At 71.3% G+C, this 23,018-nt stretch carries 25 protein-coding genes; 9 read left to right on the plus strand and 16 right to left on the minus strand.

What is annotated here, in order from left to right; all coding sequences use genetic code 11:
• Positions 1-555: 555 nt before the first annotated feature.
• Positions 556-852, plus strand: coding sequence for a hypothetical protein (locus AB0O28_RS06865; RefSeq protein ID WP_363637092.1), 297 nt, complete (start codon positions 556-558; stop codon positions 850-852).
• A 260-nt stretch (positions 853-1,112) separates the two neighbouring features.
• On the opposite strand, the gene AB0O28_RS06870 is transcribed toward AB0O28_RS06865, so the two are convergent.
• The 4 genes from AB0O28_RS06870 to coxB form a co-directional block, all read right to left on the minus strand.
• Positions 1,113-2,282 (minus strand): Ig-like domain-containing protein, encoded by a 1,170-nt coding sequence (locus AB0O28_RS06870; RefSeq protein ID WP_363637094.1) that lies wholly within the window; start codon positions 2,280-2,282, stop codon positions 1,113-1,115.
• A gap of 141 nt (positions 2,283-2,423) precedes the next feature.
• Entirely contained in the window at positions 2,424-2,819 is a 396-nt protein-coding gene (locus tag AB0O28_RS06875) for a cytochrome c oxidase subunit 4 (protein WP_363637096.1), read from the minus strand.
• Positions 2,816-4,480, minus strand: coding sequence for a cytochrome c oxidase subunit I (gene ctaD, locus AB0O28_RS06880; protein WP_363637098.1), 1,665 nt, complete (start codon positions 4,478-4,480; stop codon positions 2,816-2,818). Before ctaD ends, AB0O28_RS06875 begins: the two co-directional genes overlap by 4 nt.
• Positions 4,477-5,172 carry a cytochrome c oxidase subunit II gene (gene coxB / locus AB0O28_RS06885; protein WP_363637100.1) on the minus strand — a complete coding sequence of 232 codons (696 nt, stop codon included), beginning with the start codon at positions 5,170-5,172 and terminating at the stop codon, positions 4,477-4,479. The genes ctaD and coxB overlap by 4 nt, the downstream gene beginning before the upstream one ends.
• 322 nt (positions 5,173-5,494) lie before the next feature.
• Here coxB and AB0O28_RS06890 point away from each other — a divergent pair, with 322 nt between their 5' ends.
• Complete coding sequence (locus AB0O28_RS06890) at positions 5,495-6,628, plus strand: cysteine desulfurase family protein (protein ID WP_363637102.1); 1,134 nt, start codon at positions 5,495-5,497, stop codon at positions 6,626-6,628.
• Positions 6,628-6,969 (plus strand): sulfurtransferase TusA family protein, encoded by a 342-nt coding sequence (locus AB0O28_RS06895; protein ID WP_363637104.1) that lies wholly within the window; start codon positions 6,628-6,630, stop codon positions 6,967-6,969. The genes AB0O28_RS06890 and AB0O28_RS06895 overlap by 1 nt, the downstream gene beginning before the upstream one ends.
• Positions 6,970-6,978: 9 nt before the next feature.
• Here AB0O28_RS06895 and AB0O28_RS06900 read toward each other — a convergent pair whose 3' ends face one another.
• Both AB0O28_RS06900 and erpA read right to left on the minus strand, forming a co-directional pair.
• A complete protein-coding gene (locus AB0O28_RS06900) occupies positions 6,979-7,965 on the minus strand; it encodes a carbohydrate kinase family protein (protein ID WP_363637106.1) in 987 nt (328 codons plus the stop codon).
• 215 nt (positions 7,966-8,180) lie between these two features.
• Positions 8,181-8,534 (minus strand): iron-sulfur cluster insertion protein ErpA, encoded by a 354-nt coding sequence (gene erpA, locus AB0O28_RS06905; protein WP_079313357.1) that lies wholly within the window; start codon positions 8,532-8,534, stop codon positions 8,181-8,183.
• 200 nt (positions 8,535-8,734) lie between these two features.
• Here erpA and nadA point away from each other — a divergent pair, with 200 nt between their 5' ends.
• A complete protein-coding gene (nadA, locus tag AB0O28_RS06910; protein ID WP_363637108.1) occupies positions 8,735-9,889 on the plus strand; it encodes a quinolinate synthase NadA in 1,155 nt (384 codons plus the stop codon).
• A 64-nt stretch (positions 9,890-9,953) separates the two neighbouring features.
• Here nadA and AB0O28_RS06915 read toward each other — a convergent pair whose 3' ends face one another.
• The 5 genes from AB0O28_RS06915 to AB0O28_RS06935 are packed head-to-tail and all read right to left on the minus strand — an operon-like array spanning position 9,954 to position 13,269.
• The gene (locus AB0O28_RS06915; RefSeq protein ID WP_363637110.1) at positions 9,954-10,703 is read right to left on the minus strand and encodes a maleylpyruvate isomerase family mycothiol-dependent enzyme; all 750 of its coding nucleotides are present in this window, start codon (positions 10,701-10,703) and stop codon (positions 9,954-9,956) included.
• A 17-nt stretch (positions 10,704-10,720) separates the two neighbouring features.
• Positions 10,721-11,269, minus strand: coding sequence for a hypothetical protein (locus AB0O28_RS06920; protein WP_363637112.1), 549 nt, complete (start codon positions 11,267-11,269; stop codon positions 10,721-10,723).
• Between the two features lie 31 nt (positions 11,270-11,300).
• Positions 11,301-12,191 carry a zinc metalloprotease HtpX gene (gene htpX, locus AB0O28_RS06925; protein ID WP_363637114.1) on the minus strand — a complete coding sequence of 297 codons (891 nt, stop codon included), beginning with the start codon at positions 12,189-12,191 and terminating at the stop codon, positions 11,301-11,303.
• Positions 12,191-12,469 carry a hypothetical protein gene (locus tag AB0O28_RS06930; protein WP_363637116.1) on the minus strand — a complete coding sequence of 93 codons (279 nt, stop codon included), beginning with the start codon at positions 12,467-12,469 and terminating at the stop codon, positions 12,191-12,193. The genes htpX and AB0O28_RS06930 overlap by 1 nt, the downstream gene beginning before the upstream one ends.
• Positions 12,466-13,269, minus strand: a complete 804-nt coding sequence (locus AB0O28_RS06935) for a PspA/IM30 family protein (RefSeq protein WP_363637118.1) — start codon at positions 13,267-13,269, stop codon at positions 12,466-12,468. Before AB0O28_RS06935 ends, AB0O28_RS06930 begins: the two co-directional genes overlap by 4 nt.
• Before the next feature lie 147 nt (positions 13,270-13,416).
• Here AB0O28_RS06935 and AB0O28_RS06940 point away from each other — a divergent pair, with 147 nt between their 5' ends.
• Positions 13,417-14,052 carry a DUF3043 domain-containing protein gene (locus AB0O28_RS06940; RefSeq protein ID WP_363637120.1) on the plus strand — a complete coding sequence of 212 codons (636 nt, stop codon included), beginning with the start codon at positions 13,417-13,419 and terminating at the stop codon, positions 14,050-14,052.
• Between the two features lie 28 nt (positions 14,053-14,080).
• Here AB0O28_RS06940 and AB0O28_RS06945 read toward each other — a convergent pair whose 3' ends face one another.
• Positions 14,081-15,193 carry an SMI1/KNR4 family protein gene (locus tag AB0O28_RS06945; RefSeq protein WP_363637122.1) on the minus strand — a complete coding sequence of 371 codons (1,113 nt, stop codon included), beginning with the start codon at positions 15,191-15,193 and terminating at the stop codon, positions 14,081-14,083.
• Between the two features lie 65 nt (positions 15,194-15,258).
• Here AB0O28_RS06945 and AB0O28_RS06950 point away from each other — a divergent pair, with 65 nt between their 5' ends.
• Positions 15,259-16,257 (plus strand): aldo/keto reductase family protein, encoded by a 999-nt coding sequence (locus tag AB0O28_RS06950; protein WP_363637124.1) that lies wholly within the window; start codon positions 15,259-15,261, stop codon positions 16,255-16,257.
• Positions 16,258-16,359: 102 nt separating this feature from the next.
• Here the strand turns inward: AB0O28_RS06950 and AB0O28_RS06955 are convergent, their stop codons facing one another.
• Positions 16,360-16,566: a hypothetical protein gene (locus AB0O28_RS06955; RefSeq protein ID WP_363637126.1), complete on the minus strand. Its 207-nt coding sequence runs from the start codon at positions 16,564-16,566 to the stop codon at positions 16,360-16,362.
• A 175-nt stretch (positions 16,567-16,741) separates the two neighbouring features.
• Here AB0O28_RS06955 and AB0O28_RS06960 point away from each other — a divergent pair, with 175 nt between their 5' ends.
• Entirely contained in the window at positions 16,742-17,857 is a 1,116-nt protein-coding gene (locus tag AB0O28_RS06960; protein ID WP_363637128.1) for a bifunctional adenosylcobinamide kinase/adenosylcobinamide-phosphate guanylyltransferase, read from the plus strand.
• An 18-nt stretch (positions 17,858-17,875) separates the two neighbouring features.
• Positions 17,876-18,877, plus strand: a complete 1,002-nt coding sequence (locus AB0O28_RS06965) for an adenosylcobinamide-GDP ribazoletransferase (RefSeq protein ID WP_363637130.1) — start codon at positions 17,876-17,878, stop codon at positions 18,875-18,877.
• A gap of 19 nt (positions 18,878-18,896) precedes the next feature.
• Here AB0O28_RS06965 and AB0O28_RS06970 read toward each other — a convergent pair whose 3' ends face one another.
• From AB0O28_RS06970 to AB0O28_RS06980, 3 genes are read right to left on the minus strand one after another with little or no spacing between them, the layout of a single operon-like run.
• Entirely contained in the window at positions 18,897-19,892 is a 996-nt protein-coding gene (locus AB0O28_RS06970; protein ID WP_363637132.1) for a CPBP family intramembrane glutamic endopeptidase, read from the minus strand.
• 5 nt (positions 19,893-19,897) lie between these two features.
• Positions 19,898-20,911, minus strand: a complete 1,014-nt coding sequence (locus tag AB0O28_RS06975) for a DUF1648 domain-containing protein (RefSeq protein ID WP_363637135.1) — start codon at positions 20,909-20,911, stop codon at positions 19,898-19,900.
• Positions 20,908-21,279, minus strand: a complete 372-nt coding sequence (locus tag AB0O28_RS06980) for a GntR family transcriptional regulator (RefSeq protein WP_363637137.1) — start codon at positions 21,277-21,279, stop codon at positions 20,908-20,910. Before AB0O28_RS06980 ends, AB0O28_RS06975 begins: the two co-directional genes overlap by 4 nt.
• A 124-nt stretch (positions 21,280-21,403) precedes the next feature.
• Between AB0O28_RS06980 and AB0O28_RS06985 the strand changes: the two genes are divergently transcribed.
• Positions 21,404-22,936, plus strand: a complete 1,533-nt coding sequence (locus AB0O28_RS06985; RefSeq protein ID WP_363637139.1) for a leucyl aminopeptidase — start codon at positions 21,404-21,406, stop codon at positions 22,934-22,936.
• The last annotated feature ends 82 nt before the right edge of the window (positions 22,937-23,018 follow it).

Below are 23,018 nucleotides of genomic sequence, written 5' to 3' on the forward strand. Positions count from 1 at the left end.
GGCGCGACCGGACCCACAGGACTGACAGGACCGACCGGCGACACCGGCGCGACCGGACCCACAGGACCAACCGGAGCAACCGGAGCAACCGGAGCCACGGGCGCGACCGGACCGACAGGAGCCACCGGCGCGACCGGACCTACGGGCGACACGGGAGCCACCGGACCCACCGGAGCCATCGGCGCGACAGGACCCACGGGACCCACAGGACCAACCGGGCCGACCGGGCCGACCGGCGCAACCGGGCCCACGGGGCCGACGGGCGCAACCGGACCTACTGGACCCACCGGCGCGACAGGACCGACAGGAGCCACGGGACCGACAGGACCGACGGGCGCGACCGGACCGACAGGCGCAACCGGACCGACTGGACCCACCGGGCCGACCGGGCCGACAGGACCAACCGGAGCCACGGGCGCGACAGGACCCACGGGACCGACAGGACCCACGGGCGCATTCGGCCCCACGGGACCCACCGGGCCCACGGGCGCGACCGGACCGACAGGAGCCACGGGGCCGACAGGGCCCACCGGGCCGGCGGTGAGTAATAGCACGGTGGTCAACGACGTCAACGAGTTCATCGGGCTCGTGCAACCCGGCGGGGTGCTATTGATCCGTGATCCTCGGACGGCGCCGCCATGGCACAACCTGACAACGCTGGCCGGTTATCCCGCGGGCGTGGTTGACGTGTCCCTGTCCAGCCAGAACACCGTGGTTCATGTGACGGTCAACACGTCGACCGGTGGCGTATTTCAGACCACCTGTACGGTTCAGCCCACTCCGGGCACCAGTGGCAACCCCGCCTGGCCGGGCAACTGCACCGCGTTCATCAACGTCACTCCACCGCTGTAGGTCCGAGCGCGACCTTGAGTGCTTCGGCCTGTGCGGCAGAAGCGCAGGCCGGCGGGATAGTCGTGGTTCGCCATCCCTGTCCTCACCGGAGCGGGCTCGTACCTGCGGTGGGGACAGCGGCCCGCTCCGGTCTGGGCGGCGCACACGGTCACGTTCTCAGTCGATGAACAGTGGGTTAGGCCGGGCGGCGTCCTTGTTCGCTGCCCGGCCTGCATTCGGTGGTCGAAGGCCCGCCGTACGCCCTGAAGGATGACGGGCGATCAAAGGGCGTCGGCGGGGGCGGCGCGCAGGCGGCTGTGCCTGAGCCAGACCGGCCAGGAGTCCTGCCAGTAGCTCCAGCCGTTGGTCGCCTCCAGTCTGCGTGGCGTGCCCTCGACGATGATCGGGTCGCCGATCAGGGTGTTGTTCTTGAACCACTTGGCGTTCTCCGGGCTGACGTTCACGCAGCCGTGGCTGACGTTCGAGTTGCCCTGGTCGCCGACGGACCACGGGGCGCCGTGGACGTACTCGCCGGTGTTGGAGATGCGGACGCTGTTGTACACGGTCGTCTCGTAGTAGCCGGCCTGCCCCGGCGAGGCGTCCGGCGAGGTCATGACCGTGACGTCCTCCCTGGACATCGCCACGTGGATGCCGCTGGTGGTGTGGTGGCGGAGCACGTCGCCCATACCCGCGCTGATCGGCATGTTCTTGATCTGCTTGCCGTCCCGCTCGATCTTCATGTGGTGGGTCTGGGTGTTGGCCACGCTGATCTGCGAGCGGCCGATCTCGAAGTCCCGGACGTAGTCCTGCTTGCCGTACATGCCCTCGCCGCCCCTGGTTCCGGCCAGGCGTGCGGTGACGCGGACCTTCGTGTACGTCGGCCAGTACTTCTCGGGGCGGAAGACCACGTTCTTGTCGTCGAGCCAGTGCCAGGCGCCCTCGATGGGCTTGGACGCCTGCAGGATCAGGTTGCGCTCGACGGACACGCGGTCGGTGATCGGCTTGTCGAAGGTGATGATGATCGGCATGCCGACGCCGACCGTCAGGCCGGTGTCCTGTTTGTTGGGCAGCAGGGTGGAGATGCCGAAGGTCTTGGCGGCCGGTTTCGTCGCGAAGCGGACGGTCCTGGTGGTCGAACCGCCGGAGCCCGCGGCCGCCGCCTCGACGCTGTAGGCCGTTCCCGGGGCCATCGGGCGCTCGCTGCGCCACTGAGTGCGGTCGGGGCTGAACACCCCCGCCACGGTCCGTCCGGCGGCCTTCACGGCCACATGAGTCAGCTTGCCGTTCGCCGTGCCGATCAGGATCGGAAGCTCGGGCGGCAGATCGGCGGCGCCGTCGAGCGGACTGATGCTGATGGCCGTTCCGGACCCGCGATCGTCGTCCCGCCCACCTGACGTGGAACACCCGGCAACCACCACGAGAAGGGCCAGCGCCCCCGCACCAGCACGCACGTTCGTCCCCCTAGCGTCGCTTTCCGGGGGTTATTCCCAGGTGACTTACCGTTCGGGCAGCCTGGGGACCGCGTGGCGGCAAAGAACGCGAACGGCCGGTCGGCGAGATCGCCGACCGGCCGTCCGATGGGGTTCACGTGATCAGTGCGAGAAGTTGCCCCGGTAGTACTGGAACACGAACCCGATCATGCTCATGACCGTGCAGAACAGGCCGATGAAGAACAGCCACCAGCCGACCGCGAAGCCGAAGAAGGTCAGCGCGGCCGACAGGCACACGAACAACGGCCACCAGCTGTGCGGGCTGTAGAAGCCGATCTCGCCCGCGCCGTCGCTGATCTCGGCCTCCTTGTTGTCCTCCGGCTGGTCGCCGATGCGACGCGCGGTGAACAGCAGGTAGTAACCGATCATGAAGGCCAGGCCGACGGAGATCGCCATGGCCGTGGTGCCGGTCGGCTCCTTGGACCAGAACCAGTAGACCACGTCCGCGGCGGCGAAGAAGATGCCGCAGAGCAGGAACATCCATCCCTGGATCTTCATCGGGACTCCTCCACCAGCTCAGGCTTGGCGGTGATGTGCGGGTACTTGAGGTCGAACGCCGGACGCTCGGACCGGATGCGCGGCAGCGACAGGAAGTTGTGCCGCGGCGGCGGGCAGGAGGTCGCCCACTCGAGCGAGCCGCCGAAGCCCCACGGGTCGTCCACGGTGACCTTGGGCGCCTTCCGCCACGTCACCCAGACGTTGTAGAAGAACGGCAGCGTGGACAGGCCCAGCAGGAGCGCGCCGGCCGAGGAGACCATGTTCAGGTCGGTGAAACCGTCGGTCGCCGAGTAGTCGGCGTAACGCCGGGGGAAGCCGATGACGCCCAGCCAGTGCTGCACCAGGAAGGTCAGGTGGAAGCCGAAGAACAGCAGCCAGAAGTGAAGCTTGCCGATCTTGTCGTTGAGCATCTTGCCGGTGAACTTCGGCCACCAGAAGTAGAACCCGGCGAACATCGCGAACACCACGGTGCCGAAGACCACGTAGTGGAAGTGGGCCACGACGAAGTAGGTGTCGCTGATGTGGAAGTCCAGCGGGGGCGACGCCAGGATGACGCCGGTGAGACCACCGAACAGGAAGGTCACCAGGAAGCCCACCGCGAACAGCATCGGCGACTCGAACGACAGATGACCCCGCCACATCGTGCCGATCCAGTTGAAGAACTTCACACCGGTCGGCACCGCGATCAGGAACGTCATGAACGAGAAGAACGGCAGTAGCACCTGTCCGGTGACGAACATGTGGTGCGCCCAGACGGTGACCGACAGGCCCGCGATGGCGATGGTCGCGCCGACCAGGCCGACGTACCCGAAGATCGGCTTACGGCTGAAGACCGGAAGGATCTCGGTGATGATGCCGAAGAACGGCAGCGCGATGATGTAGACCTCGGGGTGCCCGAAGAACCAGAACAGGTGCTGCCACAGCATCGCCCCGCCCGTGGGCGAGTCGAAGATGTGCGCGCCCAGCTTGCGGTCGGCCTCCAGAGCGAGCAGCGCGGCCGCCAGCACCGGGAAGGCCAGCAGCACCAGGATGCTGGTCAGCAGGATGTTCCAGGTGAAGATCGGCATCCGGAACATCGTCATGCCGGGGGCGCGCATGGTGAGGATCGTGGTGATGAAGTTCACCGCGCCGAGGATCGTGCCGAGGCCGGACAGGGCCAGGCCCATGACCCACAGGTCGCTGCCGAGGCCGGGCGAGGTGACCGCGTTCGACAGCGGCGCGTACGCGGTCCAGCCGAACGACGCGGACCCGTTCGGGGTGAAGAAGCCGGAGACGGCGATCGTGCTGCCGAACAGGTAGAGCCAGTAGCTCACCATGTTCAGCCGGGGGAACGCCACGTCGGGGGCGCCGATCTGCAGCGGCATCAGCTCGTTGGCGAAGCCGGCGAACAGCGGCGTCGCGAACATGAGCAGCATGATCGTGCCGTGCATCGTGAACAGCTGGTTGAACTGCTCGTTGGACACGACCTGCAGCCCCGGCTGCGCGAGCTCGGCCCGCATCACCAGCGCCATGAGGCCGCCGATGAGGAAGAACACGAACGACGTGATCAGGTAAAGGTGCCCGATCACCTTGTGGTCGGTCGAGGACAGCCACTTGGCGATGACCGTCCCCTTGCGGTACGGCCGTACGGAGACGCCGACCGGTTCCTGGATGGCGGTCACTGCGCACTCCCCGCCTGGCTCTTGATGTACTGGTCGAACTCGGCCTGCGGGACGAGCTTCACGGAGAACAGCATCTTGCTGTGGTCGGTGCCGCAGAGCTCGGCGCATCGGCCGATGAAGACGCCCGTCTTGTCAAGCGTCGTGATCTGGAAGTGGTTGTGCACGTTGCCCGGGAAGACGTCCTGCTTGAACAGGAACGCCGGCACCCAGAACGAGTGGATGACGTCGGGCGAGTGCAGGTCGAACTGCACCTGGGTGTTGACCGGGAGCACGAGCTGCGGGCCCTGCGGGTTCTCCGCGCTCTGCTTGCTGAGGTCCACCGGCACGCCCGCGACCACGGCCTTCTGGCCCTGGTATTCGGTCGTGAAGCGCCAGCTCCACTGGTAACCCTCGACGGCGACCTTGACCGGGGCGGCCTTGGTGATCCGCGTGATCTCGGTCTCGTCACGGGCCGTGAAGTAGAAGAAGACCGCCACCATGATGACCGGGACCACCGTGTAGAGGATCTCGATCGGCAGGTTGTAGCGCACCTGCGGAGGCAGCTGATCGGGGCTGTTCTTCTTCTTGCGGTGGAAGATGCACGCCCAAAGGATCAGTCCCCAGACGACCACACCGGTGGCGAGAGCCGCGATCCAGCTCCCGTTCCAGAGCGTCTGAACGATGCCGGCCTGCTTGGTGACACCTTCCGGCATGCCCCCACGGGACCACTGATCGATCGCCTGGTTGCTACACGCCGTCCCGGACGCCACCAGCAGCGCCACGGCGGCGGCTCCGGGCAACCGGCGGCGTGCCCACGGTCGCCGTGTCGTACGGCGGGTCGGACTCACGGATCGCCTACCCCACAGATGAAGCCCAAGGGTTCCTCCCCTGGGCGGTTTTTCCAATTGACCCTTGGGTGAGACCGGCGCCAACGTTCTGGCCGGTCTGCCCTTTACTTGGTTGAGTTCACGCTGGGGGACACATTAGCGCGGACCGGCGCCGCCCCTCTGAGCAGCCCCCGTTAATGTCCTAACTGTGGCCTACCTCGACGCGGCTTCGACCGAGCCTCTCCATCCCGCGGCCCGTGACGCCTTGCTGGCGGCGATCGACGCAGGTTGGGCCGATCCCGCCCGCCTGTACGGCACGGCGCGCCGCGCCCAGATGTTACTGGAGCGCGCGAGGGCGGAGGTAGCCGAACTGATCGGCGCCCGGCCCGACGAGGTGTCGTTCACCACGTCGGGAACGCAGGCCGTCCACCTGGGGGTGCTCGGGACGCTGGCCGGCCGCCGCAGGGCGGGGACGCGCCTGGTGGCGGGCGCCGTCGAACACTCCAGCGTCCTGCACGCGGGCGCCCTCCACGAGCGCGCGGGCGGCGAGGTGGAACTCGTGGGCGTGAGCCGTACGGGCCGGGTGGACGCGGGCGCGTTCGCCGAGGCCGTCGCGCGGCCCGGCACGGCCCTGGCGTGCCTGCAGACCGCCAACCACGAGGTCGGGACGCTCCAGCCGGTCGAGGAGGCGGCGCGGGCCTGCCGGGAGGCGGGCGTGCCGCTGCTGGTCGACGCCGCTCAGTCGGCGGGCCGGCTGCCGGTCCCCGAGGGCTGGTCGGTCCTCACCGCCAGTGCCCACAAATGGGGCGGCCCGGCCGGGGTGGGCGTGCTGGCGGTGCGCAAGGGCGTGCGCTGGCGCTCGCCCCTGCCCGAGGACGAGCGGGAGCGGCGGCGCGTGCCGGGGTTCGAGAACGTGCCCGCGATCGTGGCCGCCGCCGCGGCGCTGCGCGCCCGGGCCGAGGAGGCGGAGGCCGAGGGGCGACGGCTGTCGGCCCTGGTCGATCGGATCCGCGCCGAGGTGCCCCGCCTGGTGCCCGACGTGGAGGTCGTCGGCGACCCCGCCATGCGGTTGCCGCACATCGTGACGTTCTCCTGCCTGTACGTCGAGGGCGAGGCGCTGCTGACGGAGCTCGACAAGTCCGGTTTCGCCGTCTCGTCCGGCAGCTCCTGCACGGCGAGTACGCTTCGTCCATCGCACGTTCTGGAGGCAATGGGCGTGCTTACGCATGGGAACGTGCGGGTATCGCTGCCCCGTGGCGCGTCCGAGGACGACATCGATCGCTTCCTCGCGGTGCTCCCGGACATCGTGCGGCGGATCAGGTCGAGCTTGGGGGTGCACTGATGTGGCGCAGACGGACGGGCGGCGGCGCCAGGCGCTCATCGGAGACGGCTCGGGAAACGGCCCGGGAGGCGGCGCAGGACGGGCCCGCCGAGCCGGTACGGCCGGCTGAGCAGCCCGCGCTGACGATCGACGCTCTGGGCCGCAAGTGCCCGATCCCGATCATCATGCTGGCCGAGCGGATCAACCAGGTGGCGACGGGCGGCGTCGTGGCCGTGCTGGCCGACGACCCCGCCGCGTTCACCGACGTTCCGGCCTGGTGCCGGTTGAAGTCACACGAGCACGTGGGGAGCTACGAGCTGCCGCAGGGCGGCTGGTCCATCCACGTGCGCCGCAACTACTGAGAGCCGGTCTCAGGCGTGGTGGCAGCGGGCGTGCGCGCCCACCTCGTCGGCCGCCTCGGAGCCGTACGCCGCCGCGAACCGCTCCAGGAAGACCCGCTGGCTCAGCTCGTACTCCTGGCAGCCGACCCGCTCCAGCACGTGGGTGGCGGTGAGGTTGCCGACCTGGCCGCAGCGCTCCAGGGACAGTCCCCACGCGAGGCCGGCGAGGAACCCGGCACGGAAGGCGTCCCCGACGCCGGTCGGGTCGGCCTTGCCCAGCTCGGGCGCCGGCGGGATGTGCAGCGGCGGCTCGCCCTTGCGGTCGATCCTGGCGCCCTTGGGGCCGAGGGTGGTCACCCGGACGCCGACCCGGTCGAGGATCTCCTCGTCCGACCAGCCGGTCTTCTGCCCGATGAGCCCCAGCTCGTAGTCGTTGCTGAACAGGTACGCCGCGCCCTCGACCAGCTGGCGGATCTCCTCGCCGGGCATGCGGGCGAGCTGCTGCGACGGGTCGGCGGCGAACGGGATGCCCCGCCGGCGCGCCTCGTCGGTGTGCCGCAGCATGGCGGCCGGGTCGTTGGGGCTGATCAGGACCAGGTCGAGCCCGCCGAAACGCTCGGCGACCGGGCCCAGCTCGATCTCCCTCGCCTCGGCCATCGCACCGGTGTAGAACGAGGCGATCTGGTTGTGGTCCTCGTCCGTGGTGCACAGGAACCGCGCGGTGTGGCGCAGTTCGGAGATGTGAACCGAGTCGCAGTCGACGCCGTGGCGCTCCAGCCAGGAGCGGTAGTCGGCGAAGTCGGTGCCGACGGCGCCGACGAGGATCGGGGCGAGCCCGAGGCAGCCCATGCCGAAGGCGATGTTGGCCGCGCATCCGCCACGGCGGATCTGCAGATCGTCGACGAGGAACGACAACGACACCCGGTCGAGCTGCTCGGCGATGAGCTGGTCGCCGAAGCGGCCGGGGAACGTCATCAGATGGTCGGTGGCGATGGAGCCGGTGACGGCGATGCGCACGGGGTCATTCTCCTCGTTGTCAGCATCAGGGAGACGGGGGGCAGGGATGGTGGTGATCCCGCCGAACCCACTGAGCGTACCGTCTCGGAACATGACGACGCCCCGCACGAAAGAATCCGTGCGGGGCGCTGCGTGCACGTCGCGCCGGGGGCGCTCCGGGCGTCGCCGGACGCGCGCCCGCCGTCGATCGCGGCGCTCGGCAGTTGCGCCGTTCGTCAGTTGAACGAGTCGCCGCAGGCGCACGATCCCGTCGCGTTGGGGTTGTCGATGGTGAAGCCCTGCTTCTCGATGGTGTCCACGAAGTCGACCGTGGCCCCGATGAGGTACGGCGCGCTCATCCGGTCGGTGACGACGTTCACGCCGCCGAAGGTGGAGACCACGTCGCCGTCCATCGACCGGTCGTCGAAGAAGAGCTGATAACGCAGGCCGGAACAGCCACCCGGCTGGACGGCCACCCGAAGCTGCAGCCCTTCCTCGCCCTGCTGCTCGAGCAGGCTCTTGACCTTGGCGGCGGCCGCGTCAGTCAGGATCAGGCCCTGCTGAGTGGTCTCGCTGCTCTCAACCGTCATGTGCTGACTCCCGCGTCTGCGCCAACCGCCCATCGGGGCGGTCGATTGGTTCCGACGTCCTACCTAGACGCTACCAACACCCGTGCGGCCCTACACATTCCATGTTCCGTTCCCCACCGGCAACCTCGCGACGAACCACGCGGCGCGTTGTGTAATGATTAGTCGTCAGTTAGACGATAAGTCCCCGAGGGGGTGTGGTCGTGACGATCACCGAGACCGGCCTTCCGCTCTTCATCCTCGGCCAGGGCACCGACCCGCACAGCGAACGCGGCGTCGACTGCCCGGGCGAGCTGCCTCCCGCGTCCGACCCGACCCTCGTGGAGCGCGCCCGCGCGGCCAAGGAGCGGCTGGGCGACCGGCTGTTCGTGCTCGGTCACCACTACCAGCGTGACGAGGTCATCCAGTTCGCCGACGTGACCGGCGACTCGTTCAAGCTGGCCCGCGAGGCCGCCGCCCGGCCCGAGGCCGAGTACATCGTGTTCTGCGGCGTCCACTTCATGGCCGAGTCGGCCGACATTCTGACCAGTGACACGCAGAAGGTGGTGCTCCCCGACCTGGCCGCCGGCTGCTCGATGGCCGACATGGCGACGTTCACCCAGGTCGAGGACTGCTGGGACGCCCTGGAGGACGCCGGCATCGCCGACCGGGTGGTGCCGATCACCTACATGAACTCCAGCGCGGACATCAAGGCGTTCTGCGGACGGCACGGCGGCGCCGTGTGCACCTCCTCCAACGCCCGGCGCGCCCTCGACTGGGCCTTCGAACAGGGCGAGAAGGTGCTGTTCCTGCCCGACCAGCACCTGGGCCGCAACACCGCGGTGCTGGAGATGGGGCTGTCGCTCGACGACTGCGTGGTCTACAACCCGCACCGCCCGAACGGCGGCCTCACCCGCGAACAGCTCGAGAACGCGAAGATGATCCTGTGGAAGGGCCACTGCTCGGTCCACGGGCGTTTCTCCGCCGCGTGCGTGGACGAGGTGCGGGCCCGTATCCCCGGGGTGAACGTGCTCGTGCACCCCGAGTGCCGCCACGAGGTGGTGACCAAGGCGGACTTCGTCGGCTCGACCGAGTACATCATCAAGAAGCTCGACGAGGCCCCGGCCGGGTCCGCCTGGGCCGTCGGCACCGAGCTCAACCTGGTGCGCCGGCTGGCGAACCGGTTCTCCGACAAAACCATCACGTTCCTCGACAAGACCGTGTGCTACTGCTCGACGATGAACCGCATCGACCTGCCGCACCTGGTCTGGGCCCTGGAGTCGCTGGCCTCGGGCGAGGTCGTCAACCAGATCACGGTCGACGCGGACACCACCCACTGGGCCAAGGTCGCCCTCGACCGCATGCTCGCCCTGCCGTGACACCCGGGCGGGCGGCCACCCGGCTCGATCCGGGTGGCCGCCCGGCGGGCCGGGTGTGATCGGCTCAGGTGATCCGGGCGCGCTCGCGCCAGAACCGCAGCAGTTCGTCGTCGCCCCGGACCGCGTCGGGCTCGCGCCGGTTCCACAGCGTCAGCATGAGGTCCCCGGCCGTCGGCGCGCTCACGGTGACGTCGGCCGGGCCTTCGGACCTCTCGTAGGTGAATCCCGTGTGGGTCAGCCGGACGAGCCAGGCCCGGCCCGTGCCGGTCCGCCAGGCGATCGCCTCCCCGTCGCGTCTCAGCTCGGCGACGAGCGGCTGCCATCGAACGTACGGGAGCACGTCGAAGAACTCCTCCACGCCGTCGGCCGCGACGTCCTCGTCGATCCGGGGGGCGATGCCGAGGGCGATCTCGGCGTCCGCGCGGTGGACGACGGTCTCGTGGAGCTGACGGCGGGACCAGAACCGGGCGTGCCGGTCCCCCGCCCATCCCCACATCTCGGTGTCCGGGTCGCGTCCCTTCAACGCGTCCGTGAGCAGGACGCCTCCCGCCTCCAGCCAGCCGGCGGCCTCGGCGAAGTCCTCGGGAAAGCCGTGGTCCATGGCCTCGCGGTCGTACCGGCGCGGCGCGGCGTCGCGCACCATCGCGGCCGCCCACCGGTGGACGGCCCCCGTGTGCTCGACCAAGGCGCGCAGATCCCAGCCGGGGCAGGTGGGGACGGGGATGGTCGCCTCCCGGCCCCGTACGGCCTCGGCCATCCGGCCGATCTCCGCGGCCGCGGCTTCGGTGTAGCGCAGGTGGGTCCACAAGGTCATGCAGGCTCCCTCAACGATCAGAGGCCGGGGGCGCCCCAGACGGGGAACCAGCTCGCCAGCTCGGGTTCGATCTTCAGCTCGCGTTCCAGGACACCACGCACCTGCAGTTCCAGCGCGTTGTCGCGGCGTGGTTCGCCGGCGGGGGCGAAGGGGTAGAACGTTCCGCGCTTGTAGAGGTACACGATCGCCAGCTTCCGGTGCGAGGGATCGGCGAAGGTGACGAGCGAGCACAGCAGCGACGGGCCGAACCCGGCCGACTCCAGTGACGAGTTGGCGGCGTGCAGGTCGGTCACGAGCCCGGCCACGTCCGGGTTGCGCACCTGCAGCCAGGTGTAGCCGTAGGAGTCCCGGGAGACCTCGACCCTGCCCATCAGGGCCTCGATGTCCTGTTCGAGCCGGGCGAAGGCGCCGCCCTCGGCGGCGCGGAAGCACACCGCGCCGGTGCCCGCCGGGGCGAAGCCGGTGGCGGCCTGCAGCGTGACGGCGGCGGACGGCAGGGCGAACAGCGCGTCCAGGTCGGGCCTGGCCGGCTTGGAACGGCCGAGCAGGGCGTCGAACCAGCCCATCAGCGTGTCCCCGGCATCAGCGGCACCCTCATCAGCGCCCCAGCGCCGCGGAGATCCTGGACAGCTGCTCCAGCCTGCGCTCCAGCGGCGGGTGGGTCGACAGCAGCGAGGCGACGCTCTGGCCCGACAGGGCGGGCGCGAAGAAGAACGCGTTGAACGGCTGGGCCTCCCGCAGGTCCCTGGTCGGGATCCTGCCGATGTCACCGCTGATCTTGACCAGGGCGCTGGCCAGGGCGCTCGGCTGCTGCGTCAGCAGTGCGCCCGCGCGGTCGGCGGCCAGTTCGCGGTAGCGCGACAGTGCCCGCGTCAGCAGGAAGCTGACGGCGTAGACCAGGCCGGAGACCGCGAAGATGATCAGCCCGATCGGGGGGCCGTTGTCGTTCCTCCGGCCGCCCAGGCCGGTGTAGAGCGCGAAGCGCGTCATCAGGCCGGCCACGACCCCCAGGAACGAGGCGATCGTCATCACCGCCACGTCCCGGTGGGCCACGTGGGACATCTCGTGGGCCAGCACTCCTTCGAGCTCCCGCGCGTCGAGCCTGCGCAGGATGCCGGTGGTCACGCAGACCACCGAGTTCTTCTGGTTGCGACCGGTGGCGAACGCGTTCGGCATGTCCGAGTCGGCGATCGCCACCCGCGGCTTCGGCATCCCCGCCATCGCGCTCAGCCGGTCGATGATCCCGTGCAGCTCGGGGGCCTCCTGCGGCGAGACCTCCCGTCCGTGCATCGCGAACAGCGCGATCTTGTCGGACAGGAAGTACTGCGCCAGCAGGAGGACCCCGGCGATCACGAGCACGGTGACCGCCCGCACACCCACCGCGACCAGGACGGCCACGAACGCGACATAGAGCAGCCCGAGCAGGAACATCGTCACGGTCATCCGGACGCTGAGGCCGCGATCAGGGGCGAACCGCGTGGAGGCCATCAGCCAGGGATGAGCCCGGTGTCCCCGAGCATCTCCCGCACTTCCTCGATCGAGGCGTCGGCCGGCGGCAGGATCAGCTCGGACGGCTCGAGCGAGTCGTCCGGCAGGGCCTTGCCGACGTGACGCACCTTGTCGAGGAGCGCGTGCAGCTTCGTGCGGAAGTCGTTCTCGTCGCCCGACTCGATCGCGGCTTCCAGCTCGCCGTCGAGCTCGTTGAGGACGTCGATGTCGGCGGCGCCGATCTCGACCTGTCCCTCACCCATGATTCTGACGATCACAGTCCCTCCCCCGGCTGGCGCAGCTGCTGCGTGTGCTGCGGGCTGGACGGCGCGGCCTGGCCCTGCTGCTGGCCGGGCTCGATCGCGCTCCTGGGCGCCGGGCCCTGGCCGAGCTCGGCCTTCATCTTGGCGAGCTCCAGCTCGATGTCCGAGCCGGCGCCCATGCGGTCGAGCTCCGCCTGGATGTCGTCGCGCTGCCCGGTGAAGTCGTCCAGGGCGCCGCTGGCCAGCAACTCGTCGATCGCGCCCGCGCGCGCCTGCATCTGCGCGGTCTTGTCCTCGGCCCGCTGGATGGCCAGGCCGACGTCGCCCATCTCCTCCGAGATGCCGGAGAACGCCTCGTTGATCCTCGTCTGGGCCTCGGCCGCCGTGTAGGTGGCCTTGATGGTCTCCTTCTTCGTACGGAAGGAGTCGACCTTGGCCTGGAGCCGCTGACTGGCGAGGGTGAGCTTCTCCTCCTCGCCCTGCAGGTTGCTGTACTGGATGCGCAGGTCGGCGATCTGGGCGTTGAGGCCGTTGCGGCGGGTCAGCGCCTCGCGGGCCAGATCCTCGCGCCCGGCCGACAGGGCCTGCCTGCTCTGGTTCTCCAGCTTCGTGGCCTGCCCTTCGAGCTGGTTGATCTGCAGCTCCACCCGCTTGCGGCTGGTGGCCACGTCGGCCACGCCCCGGCGGACCTTCTGCAGCAGCTCAAGCTGGCGCTGATAGGAGTAGTCCAGCGTCTCTCGCGGATCCTCCATCTTGTCCAGGGCCTTGTTGGCCTTGGACTTGAAGATCATGGAAAGTCTCTTCATCACGCTCATGCGCGTCGGCCGTCCCCTTCTCCAAGGTTGTGCGTGGGTGATCCCAGCCGTCTCAAGCCCCTTGTCAGGCGGCGTAACCGCCTGGGTTCACCCTACGCATAACGCGCGAGGGCGTCACTAAGTTGCACTCCCGGTAGGCTGGGCGACGTGTTCCGACGTCGCACTCAGACCTCAGCGGAGGACTCCCCCGTCCCTGTAGAGGATCCTAAGCCCCAAGGCACCCCGGGGAAGGGCCGTCCCACCCCGAAGCGGCGCGAGGCGCAGGGCCGCCGCCGCTCCCCGGTGACCGCCCCGGCCAACCGCAAGGAGGCCTACCGCCAGGCGCGCGAGCGCGACAAGGCGCTGCGCGCCAAGCAGCGCGAGGCCATGCTGCGCGGCGACGAGCGGGCGCTCCCGGCGCGCGACCGCGGCCCCGTGCGCAAGTTCGCGCGCGACTGGGTGGACTCGCGGCGGCTGCCGGGGCAGTATTTCCTGCCCGTCGTGTTCGTCATCATGCTGTTGTCGATGGTGCCGTTCCCGATTCCGGTCCGCTCGGTCGTCATGCTGGCCTACACGCTGTCGCTGCCGATCGTGATGGTGCTCGTGCTGGCCAGCTCGTTCTACGTGGCGACGAGGGTCAAGAAGGACGCGGCGGCGAGATTCCCGGGCGAGGACCTCAAGGGCATCGGCTTCTACGCGGCGATGCGCTCGTCCCAGATGCGCCGCCTGCGCTTCCCCAAGCCCACGGTCCTGCCCGGCGGCATCCCGGTCGCGCTCAAGGACACGGCCGGCGCCAAGAGGTGATCCACACGGCCGTCTGACCTCGGGCGCCTCACTCCCACTCCAGCACGCCCTCGCGCACCACGGGGACCGACCCGCCCACCGGGCCGCCCTCGGCGAGGGCGTCCGCCGTGGCCTTGAGCAGCGCGTGGTACGACGACCACTCGTCCTCGAAGTACGGCGTCTCCCAGTCCGCCGACCCCACGCCGCCGGTGGCGGAGTTCGTCACGAGGTAGTCGCCGAAGTCGGAGGAGTAGGCGAAGGGGATACCTCCGCCCATCTCGCATGCCTCGGGCCAGGAGGAGACGATCCCCCGCGCGCCCATGATCGCGTGATACGGCGGAAGCTGGAACGCCGCCGAGCCGCGGGCGCCGTTGTGGCGCAGCAGCGAGGCCCGCAGCGAGTCGGGGATGGGCGTCCCCAGCCGCGCCTCGGCCTTCGCCACCAGCCGGGGGCTCGCCGGGCCGTTCAGCGACGCGTACGTCCGGGGCGCGTGCGTCTTGAGCCATCTCTCGATGCGCCGCCACTGCCGGTTCACCGCGGTCGTCACGCGGCGCGAGATCGGCCGTACGACGGGAGTCGTCGATGCCTTCCGGACCTCGCACGCGGGAGCGGAGGACGGTGCCGGCTCCGGGGGCGCGGCCCCCGCGCCCCCGGAATCGGCGCCCGCGGGATCGGCGGACGGCGCGGAGTCAGGCGCCACCGGGCAACCGGCCGCGAGGCAGGGCCCTGCGGAGTCTCCCACGTACACCGTCCAGCCGAACGACGCCTCGGGCGCCGGGCCGAACACGGAGTCGTCCAGTATCTGCGCGCCGATGGCCAGCAGGCCGAGCGCCGCGGCCGCCACCACCCAGCGGCGCGGCACGATCCCGCGCGGCCGCTCGCCCCTGGGAAGCCCGGCGAGGAGACGAGCGATCGGCGCGCCGCCCTCCGGCCGGTCGTACCTCTCGAGGTCCTCCGCCGTGGGCCACCCGAGCACGGGCTCGGGGCCGCGCCCGGCCGGCTCCGGCACGGTCTCCCGCCGCCGGTCCGCGCGCGGAGCGGACGGCACCGGCACGGCGACGCGGCGCCGGCGAACCGCGATGACCAGCCCGGCGGCGACACCGGCGGCCAGCGCGACGGCCAGGGCCAGTCGTACAGGGCGAGAGATGATCAACCGGCGCACGCCGGGCACCCTACCGCGAACCACCCGAAGGGCTTGTCCCGGCGTGATGACCTAGGGTCAGAGGCATGGAATACCGTCATCTTGGCCGCAGTGGCCTCATGGTCAGCGAGATCAGCTACGGCAACTGGATCACCCATGGGTCCCAGGTGGAGGAGGACGCCGCCGTCGAGTGCGTCCGGGCGGCTCTCGACGAGGGCGTCACGACCTTCGACACCGCCGACGTCTACGCCGGAACCAGGGCCGAGGAGGTCCTCGGCCGGGCGCTGAAGGGCGTACGCCGCGAGTCGCTGGAGATCTTCACCAAGGTCTACTGGCCCACGGGTGAGGGCAAGAACGACCGCGGTCTGTCCCGCAAGCACATCGTTGAGTCGATCAACGGGTCGCTCCGCCGGCTCCAGACCGACTACGTCGACCTCTACCAGGCACACCGCTTCGACGTCGAGACGCCGCTGGAGGAGACCCTGCGCGCCTTCGACGACCTCGTCCGGCAGGGCAAGGTGCTGTACGTCGGCGTGAGCGAGTGGACGGCCGACCAGATCGCCCGGGCGCTCAAGATCGCCGACGAGATGGGGTTCGACCGCCTGGTGTCGAACCAGCCGCAGTACTCGATGCTCTGGCGGGTCATCGAGGCCGAGGTCGTGCCGCTGTGCGAGAAGGAGGGCCTGGGCCAGATCGTCTGGTCGCCGATCGCGCAGGGCGTGCTGACCGGCAAGTACCAGCCCGGCCAGCCGCCGCCGGCCGGGTCCCGCGCCACCGACCCCAGCGGCTCCGGCTTCATCAGCCGGCTGCTGGAGGACGACGTGCTGCGCCGGGTGCAGGACCTCAAGCCGATCGCGGCCGACCTCGGGCTCACGATGGCCCAGCTCGCCGTGGCGTGGGTGCTGCAGAACCCCAACGTGTCGTCGGCCATCGTCGGGGCCACCAAGCCCGAGCAGGTGCGCGACAACGTCAAGGCCTCGGGCGTGAAGCTCGACGCCGAGGTGCTCAAGAAGATCGACGACGTGCTCGGTGCGGTCGTCGAGCGCGACCCGGCCAAGACCGTCAGCCCGTCCGCCCGTCCCTGATCCCGGCTCCGGTCCTGCCGATCGGCGGGGCCGGCCGGGGGTGGCGGGGGCGCGACCGCGCCCGTCGTGGTCGCGCCCCCGCCGGGACCGGGCCGCGGGCGGTCATTCGGCGCGCAGCGACATCCCCGAGTATTCGACCCGCTCGTCCTCCATGAGCGAGACCTGCTCGACACCGGACTCGAGCAGCTCGCGCCAGCTCTCCCCCAGCCACGACTCCGCGTCCGACTGGCTGGAGAAGATCTCCCGCGGCAGCGGCCGGTCCGTGACCTCGCCGCCGTTCGCGTCCTCGTAACGCCACCGCCAAATCATCCGCACCCGCTCCTTCGGTTCCTCGCCGTCCCGCGCCGGGGCTCACGCCCGGGCCGGTACGGCACAAAGACCGTGCAGCCGGACCCTATCCTCTCTGCCCGGACGTTCACTCCCCCTGGCCGCCCCCTCCCGATGCGGGGGCCCGGCGACGACACGGACGTGGAAAGGCAACGGCATGAAGATCCGTCTGGAGGGGACCGCGGGCCCGGAGGGCTGGCCCGTCCCCGGCTGCCCCTGTGCGTCCTGCGGCCGGCTCGCCCCCGGCCACCGCCGCCCGGTTTCCGTCGTCGTCGACGACGGCGTACGGCTCCCGGACCCTGCAGCGGGACCGGCGCGGGGCGGGGCGGCGCCCGCGGGTGCGCCGGGACGGCCGCCCCGGCCGCGGGACCCCCTCCCCGGCGGGCATGTGATCCGCCACACCGCCGACGGCTGCGAGGTCACCGGACCCGACGGCGGCCGCCTGCTGTACGCCGTGGGGCCGGCCACCGGCTCCCCCGAGCCGGACGCGGGCGCGCCCTTCGACGTGGTGCTCATGGACCTGCCCGACCGGCCGGAGCGGCTGGGCGACCTGCGTCGTCGCGGGCGCGTCACACCTGCCACCCGGATCATCGCGCTGCACCTCGATCACCGTGTCCCGGCCGAGAGCGAGCTGGCCCGCAGGCTCGGCTTCTGGGGCGCGGCGGCCGTACCCGACGGGACCGTCGTGGAGACGGCGAGCGCGCAGGCGGTGCTCCGGGCGCAGCCACGCCGGACGCTGCTGCTGGGCGGGTCACGCTCCGGCAAGTCCGAGGAGGCCGAGCTCCGCCTGGCCGCCGAATCCGAGGTCACCTACGTCGCCACCGGTCCCTCGGGCGGGGACGACCCGGCCTGGCTCGCCCGCGTACGGGCGCACCGCGTACGGCGCCCGGCGCACTGGCGGACCATGGAGACGACCGACCTCGTGACCGTCCTGTCCGGCGGCCGGGGGACGTTCCTCGTCGACGGGCTCGGCACCTGGCTGGCCGCCGTGTTCGACGAGTGCGCCGCATGGCCGGACGACACGCGTCCGGACGACCACCGCCCGGCCCTCGACCGGGTGGCGGAGCGGTGCGACGCCCTGGTGGCCGCCTGGCGCGGCACCCGCGCCCGGGTGGTGGCGGTCAGCGACGAGGTGGGCCTCGGGGTCATCCCCGCCACTCCCGCAGGGCGGCTGTTCCGTGACGCGCTCGGCCGCCTCAACCAGGCACTCGCCCGCGAGTCGGAGGACGCCGCCCTTGTGGTCGCTGGCCGGGTCGTCCCGCTGCCCCTCTGAGAACTACGATCTTCCCCTGTGCCCGACGAACCTCGGATAAGCGGCCTCGGCGCGGCCTGGCGGCTCGCGGTCGGGACCTTCACGGTCCTCCCCGTGCGGCCGGTGGAGGTCGATCGTGCCGTGGCGGGACGCGCCATGGCGCTGGCGCCCTTCGTCGGGCTGCTGCCCGGCCTGATCTCCGCCGTGGTGCTCGTGGCCGCCGGTGCGGTGTCGGGCTCGCCGCTGATCGGCGCCGTCCTCGCGGTGGCGGCGCTGGCCTGGCTGACGCGGGCCCTGCACCTTGACGGCCTCGCGGACCTCGCCGACGGGCTCGGCAGCGGCAAGCCGGCCGACGGGGCGCTGGACGTGATGAAGCGCTCCGACATCGGCCCGTTCGGGGTCGTCACCGTCGTGATCGCTCTGTTCGCCCAGGTGGCCGCGCTGTCACGGGACGACTCCGTCGCCTGGGTCGCGCTGGTGACGGCCGTCGCGACCGGCAGGCTGGCGGTCACCTGGGCCTGCCGCGAGGGCGTGCCCGCCGCCCGGCCCACCGGCCTCGGCGCGCTCGTCGCCGGCACCGTACGGCGGGGCGTCGCGATCGGGGCCACCCTCGCGACGGCCGCGTTGATCGCGGCGCTCGCACTCGTCGCGGCCGACGGCCCCCCGGTCCTGCGCACCCCGGATCTCGGCGGGTCCGAGGTCGCGGTGGACGCCGGAGCAGCGCTCGATCCGGCGAGTTACTTCGGCGGCCTCTACACCGACTACGGCTATCCCGACCGGGCCTTGTCTCCCGGAGAGGTCTACGAGTGGGCCGCCGACGCGGGGGTGCGGCCCGCCGGCTTGCTGCACCGCCTGTCGGACGATCCGTACCTGATCACGGCGGCCGGGCTGCTGCTGGCGATGGCCGCCGGGCTGGGGGCGGCCGCGCTGCTGCGCCGCCGGGCCGTACGGCGGCTGGGCGGCGTCACGGGCGACGTGCTCGGCGCCCTGGTGGAGACGGCCACGACGGTCACGCTGCTGTCCGCCGTCCTGCTGCTGTGACGCCCGCGTGACGTGCGCGTCAGCGCGGCGCGGTGACGGGGCGGAGGCGGTGGACGAGGAGGGCGACGACCGCGAGCAGCACCCAGCCGACGACCCCGGTGATCCCGGCGAGCGCCGGGTTGGGCGGGGCCGCGGCGTCGCCGAGGAGCAGTGCCAGGCCCGTCGTGGCGTTCACCGAGGCGTGCGCGACGACCGCGGGCCACACGCTGCGCGAGCGCAGCCGCACCCAGCCGAGCAGCGCGCCGAAGATCACACAGAAGCCGATGAACACCGGCGCGGCCCAGGCGCCGAGCGCCGGGTAGTTGTACCCCTTGAGCGTGAGCGGAGCGTGCCACAACCCCCAGATCACCCCGGACAGCACCAGCGCCGGCCACACCCGGGCGGGCCGCCACTCGCCCGGGCCGCTCTCCCCCGCTACGGGGCCCGGCGAAACCGGCGCGTGGCCCGGCGACACCGTCCCGTGGCCGGGTGAGACCGCCGGGTCGCCGAGCAGGCGCGGCAGCAGCCAGCCCCGCCAGCCCCACTCCTCCCCGAATGCGGGGATCGCGTTGAGGAACGGGGCGATCAGCACGGCCTGCACGGCCTGCACGACGTACAGGACCCGCGGGTCCAGCGGCACCCGGCCGAGGGCCGCGCCCAGTTGCGCGCGGTACAGGCTCAGCCCGGCGGCATCGAGGCGCGCGACGCCCGCGGCGGCGCTGGCCAGGAGGGCGACGGCCACGAGGAGCGGCACGCCGAGCAGGGCCGCCGCCAGGAGCGCGACGGTCCTGCCCCGCTTCGGGCCGAACGTGAGACCGGTCGCCCACGCGAACTGCCTCGCCGTCGTGGCGCGCCGCCGGGTGAACCGCACAGCGAGTACGCCCAGGGAGGGCGTGAACATGATCACGATGCCGAGGAGCTGGAAGGCGGGCGTGCCCAACCGCACGGCTCCCGTCCAGACGGGCAGCGCGATCAGCCAGGAGGCCCCGAACGCGACGAGGAGGAAGAGCCAGACATCGGCGTGGCGCCGGATCACGGTCATCACCTTCCGACGAAGGGGCGACGGCGGGCGACAAGGGCGTTGATCAGGGCGGCGCCCGCGGCGGCGTCGTCCACCGTGATCGCCAGCTCGCCGCCGGAGGTGTACCGGACGACCAGGCACTCGCCACCGCGAATCATGATGGTGGCGTGTCCGGGAAGGCCGCGATAACCCCAGCCGCCCACCTGGCCCGGGTACCGCTCCTCCGCCCAGGCCCGCTCCACGCGGTCGAGCCGCACCCTGCGTGAGGGCCACCGCAGCGGGCCGGCCGACACGGTCAGCGCCTCCGGCACGACCCGCACCGAGACCGACGACAGCATCACACCGACCACGGCCGTCACCGCGAACGGCACGACGGCGCCCCAGCCGATGGACGACCGGCCGGTCAGGGTCAGCCCCGCGATCGACGCCCCGGCGGCGAGTGCCACGAGCACGAGCCAGGTCGCCCATGACGCGCTGGCGGTGGAGACCCACACCTGCCGCTTCCGCGGATCGAGGTCGATGAGGGGTCCCGTCCGCGGCGGCGCCGGGGAAACGTCCGGCCCGCGGCGGCCAGCGAGCCGGCCCAGCGCCCCGAGTGCCATCGGCGCGACGACGACCATGGCGACCTGCCAGGTCATGCCCGCCGCCCGGGTCCAGTGGCCGCGATCGAGGTTGGCCGCGATCGTGAAGGCCTGGATGAGGACCATGAACCCGCCCGCCCAGGCCAGCCCGGCGCAGGCCCAGGCGCGCGGCGCCCGGCGGGCCAGCGTGCGGGCCCGCGCCGCGACGCCTGCGCAAAGCCCCGCGACGACGGCCCACAACACGACCGGAAAGAGGACGAAGGCCCCGAATGTCATGGAGCCGTCGGGCCGCCCCGACGCCCCCCAGTGAGTGGCCAGCGGGTCCGGCAGCCGGTCGGCGAACGCCAGCGGCACCGCGACGAGCACGGCGGCGACCAGGACGGCCCAGGCCGCGGAGGCCAGCAGGAATCGGGTGCGGAAGCCGGTCACGGCGTCGTGCTGGGGGCCGGTCATGCCATCTCCTCGCTGATGTCCTTGATGAGGGCGACGACCTCGTCCGCGCTGACGCCGTACTCGGCCGCCTCATCCAGCAGCTCTCGCGCACGCGCCCTGAGCACCTCACGCCCGTCGGGCCGTCGCAGCACCGACACGCCTCGCCCGCGGCGGAACTCCAGCAGGCCCTCGTCCCGCAGGTCGCGCAGCGAGCGCAGCACCGTGTTCGCGTTGACGCCCAGCGCCCGGGCCAGATCGCGGGCCGGCGGCAGCCGGTCGCCCGGAGCGACGTCACCGGCCCCGATCGCGCGCCTGATGGCGGCGGCCACCTGTTCGTGCAGGGGCCGCGGATCGTTGAGGTCGAGTGTGAGCAACATAGTGCTATTCACATTAGCACTATGCCCCCGGAAGGTCCGAATGGAGCTACTTTCATTGGCATCATCCGGCGCGCCGATAGGTGGGATGAACCCTCGTTTATGCGTAGCCGAGTGAGCCCAGCTAGCATCGGCTCACGTGACCACAGTGCGCATAAACGCATCTGACGCGGTCTCCATCGAGACCGGTGCTCTCATAATCGGCGTCCACACGACCCCGGAGGGTCCGCGCCCGGCCCCCGGAGGCGAAGGCCTCGACCAGGCCCTGGACGGACGACTCGCCGAGATCCTCACCACCATGGGGTTCAGCGGCAAGGCCGAGGAAGTGGCGAAGTTCCCGACTTTCGGAGCGCTACCCGCACCCGTCGCCGTCGCCGTGGGCCTCGGCGACGCGCCGCAGGACGGCCCAGAGGACGGCCCAGAGAACGGCTACGACCTGGAGACCCTGCGCCGCGCGGCCGGGGCGGCCGTCCGCTCCCTCGCCGGTACGGCGTCCGCGGCGCTCGCGCTGCCCGCCCGTACGGCCGCCGAGGCGGAGGCCGTGGCGCTGGGCGGCCTGCTGGGCGCCTACGACTTCACGCGGTACCGCACGGGTGGTGACCGCAAGCAGCCGGTCGGGGAGCTGACCGTCCTGTCCGGCGCGGCCGGGGCCGAGGAGGCCCTCGCGCACGCGGCCACGCTCGCCGACGCGGTCACCCTCGTCCGCGACCTGGTGAACACGCCGCCCTCGGACCTGTGGCCCGCGCGTTTCGCCGAGATCGCCCAGAAGACGGGCGGCGAGGCCGGTCTGTCGGTCGAGGTGCTGGACGAGACCAGGCTCAAGGAGGACGGCTACGGCGGCATCATCGGCGTCGGCCAGGGCTCGGTCAATCCGCCGCGTCTGGTCCGCGTGGCCTACAGCCACCCCGAGGCCACCCGGAAGGTCGCCTTCGTCGGCAAGGGCATCACCTTCGACTCCGGCGGCCTGTCGCTCAAGCCCTCCGCCTCCATGGACTGGATGAAGTCCGACATGGGCGGCGCGGGAGCCGTGTTCGGCGCGCTCGTCGCGATCGCCCGGCTGGGCCTGCGCGTCAACGCGGTCGGCTACCTCTGCCTGGCCGAGAACATGCCCTCGGGCAGCGCCCAGCGCCCCTCCGACGTCCTGCACACCTACAGCGGCAAGACCGTCGAGGTGCTCGACACCGACGCCGAGGGCCGCCTGGTGCTGATCGACGGCATCGCCCGCGCCGCCGAGGACGAGCCCGACGTGATCATCGACGTCGCCACCCTGACCGGCGCCCAGATCGTGGCGCTCGGGTGGCGTACGGCCGGCGTGATGGCCAACGACGACGATCTGCGCGAGGAGATCGTCCGCATCGCCGGGGAGCAGGGCGAGGGCGCCTGGGGCATGCCGCTGCCCGCCGAGCTGCGCAAGGGGCTCGACTCCGCGGTCGCCGACATCGCCAACCTCCAGCCCGAGCGGTGGGGCAGCATGCTCGCCGCGGGCATCTTCCTGCGCGAGTTCGTCCCCGAAGGCGTCCCGTGGGCGCACGTGGACATGGCCGGGCCCGCGTTCAACAAGGCCGAGCCGCACGGCTACACGCCCAAGGGCGGCACCGGCGCGCTGACCCGCACGCTCGTCGCCGTCGCCGAGCGCTACGCGGGGAACGGCACGTCCGCGCAGGCTGTTTAAACAGGAAGACGGCTCCGCCGCGGCGGGCCCGCGGGCACGGGGCGGGGCCACGAACTTCCGGGACAAGTGAAAAGATGCTGCC

This window comes from Microbispora sp. NPDC088329 (assembly GCF_040685655.1).
Taxonomy (GTDB): domain Bacteria; phylum Actinomycetota; class Actinomycetes; order Streptosporangiales; family Streptosporangiaceae; genus Microbispora.

Excerpts from the sequence above, each read along its gene's own strand:
- erpA (WP_079313357.1), bottom strand. The coding sequence starts at position 8,534 with ATGACGGTTGAGAGCAGCGAGACCACTCAGCAGGGCCTGATCCTGACT.
- AB0O28_RS06950 (WP_363637124.1), top strand. The coding sequence starts at position 15,259 with ATGGAATACCGTCATCTTGGCCGCAGTGGCCTCATGGTCAGCGAGATC.
- AB0O28_RS06875 (WP_363637096.1), bottom strand. The coding sequence starts at position 2,819 with ATGAAGATCCAGGGATGGATGTTCCTGCTCTGCGGCATCTTCTTCGCC.
- AB0O28_RS06915 (WP_363637110.1), bottom strand. The coding sequence starts at position 10,703 with ATGACCTTGTGGACCCACCTGCGCTACACCGAAGCCGCGGCCGCGGAG.
- AB0O28_RS06895 (WP_363637104.1), top strand. The coding sequence starts at position 6,628 with ATGTGGCGCAGACGGACGGGCGGCGGCGCCAGGCGCTCATCGGAGACG.
- htpX (WP_363637114.1), bottom strand. The coding sequence starts at position 12,191 with ATGGCCTCCACGCGGTTCGCCCCTGATCGCGGCCTCAGCGTCCGGATG.
- AB0O28_RS06920 (WP_363637112.1), bottom strand. The coding sequence starts at position 11,269 with ATGGGCTGGTTCGACGCCCTGCTCGGCCGTTCCAAGCCGGCCAGGCCC.
- coxB (WP_363637100.1), bottom strand. The coding sequence starts at position 5,172 with ATGCCGGAAGGTGTCACCAAGCAGGCCGGCATCGTTCAGACGCTCTGG.
- AB0O28_RS06975 (WP_363637135.1), bottom strand. The coding sequence starts at position 20,911 with ATGACCGGCCCCCAGCACGACGCCGTGACCGGCTTCCGCACCCGATTC.
- AB0O28_RS06960 (WP_363637128.1), top strand. The coding sequence starts at position 16,742 with ATGAAGATCCGTCTGGAGGGGACCGCGGGCCCGGAGGGCTGGCCCGTC.
- AB0O28_RS06955 (WP_363637126.1), bottom strand. The coding sequence starts at position 16,566 with ATGATTTGGCGGTGGCGTTACGAGGACGCGAACGGCGGCGAGGTCACG.
- AB0O28_RS06935 (WP_363637118.1), bottom strand. The coding sequence starts at position 13,269 with ATGAGCGTGATGAAGAGACTTTCCATGATCTTCAAGTCCAAGGCCAAC.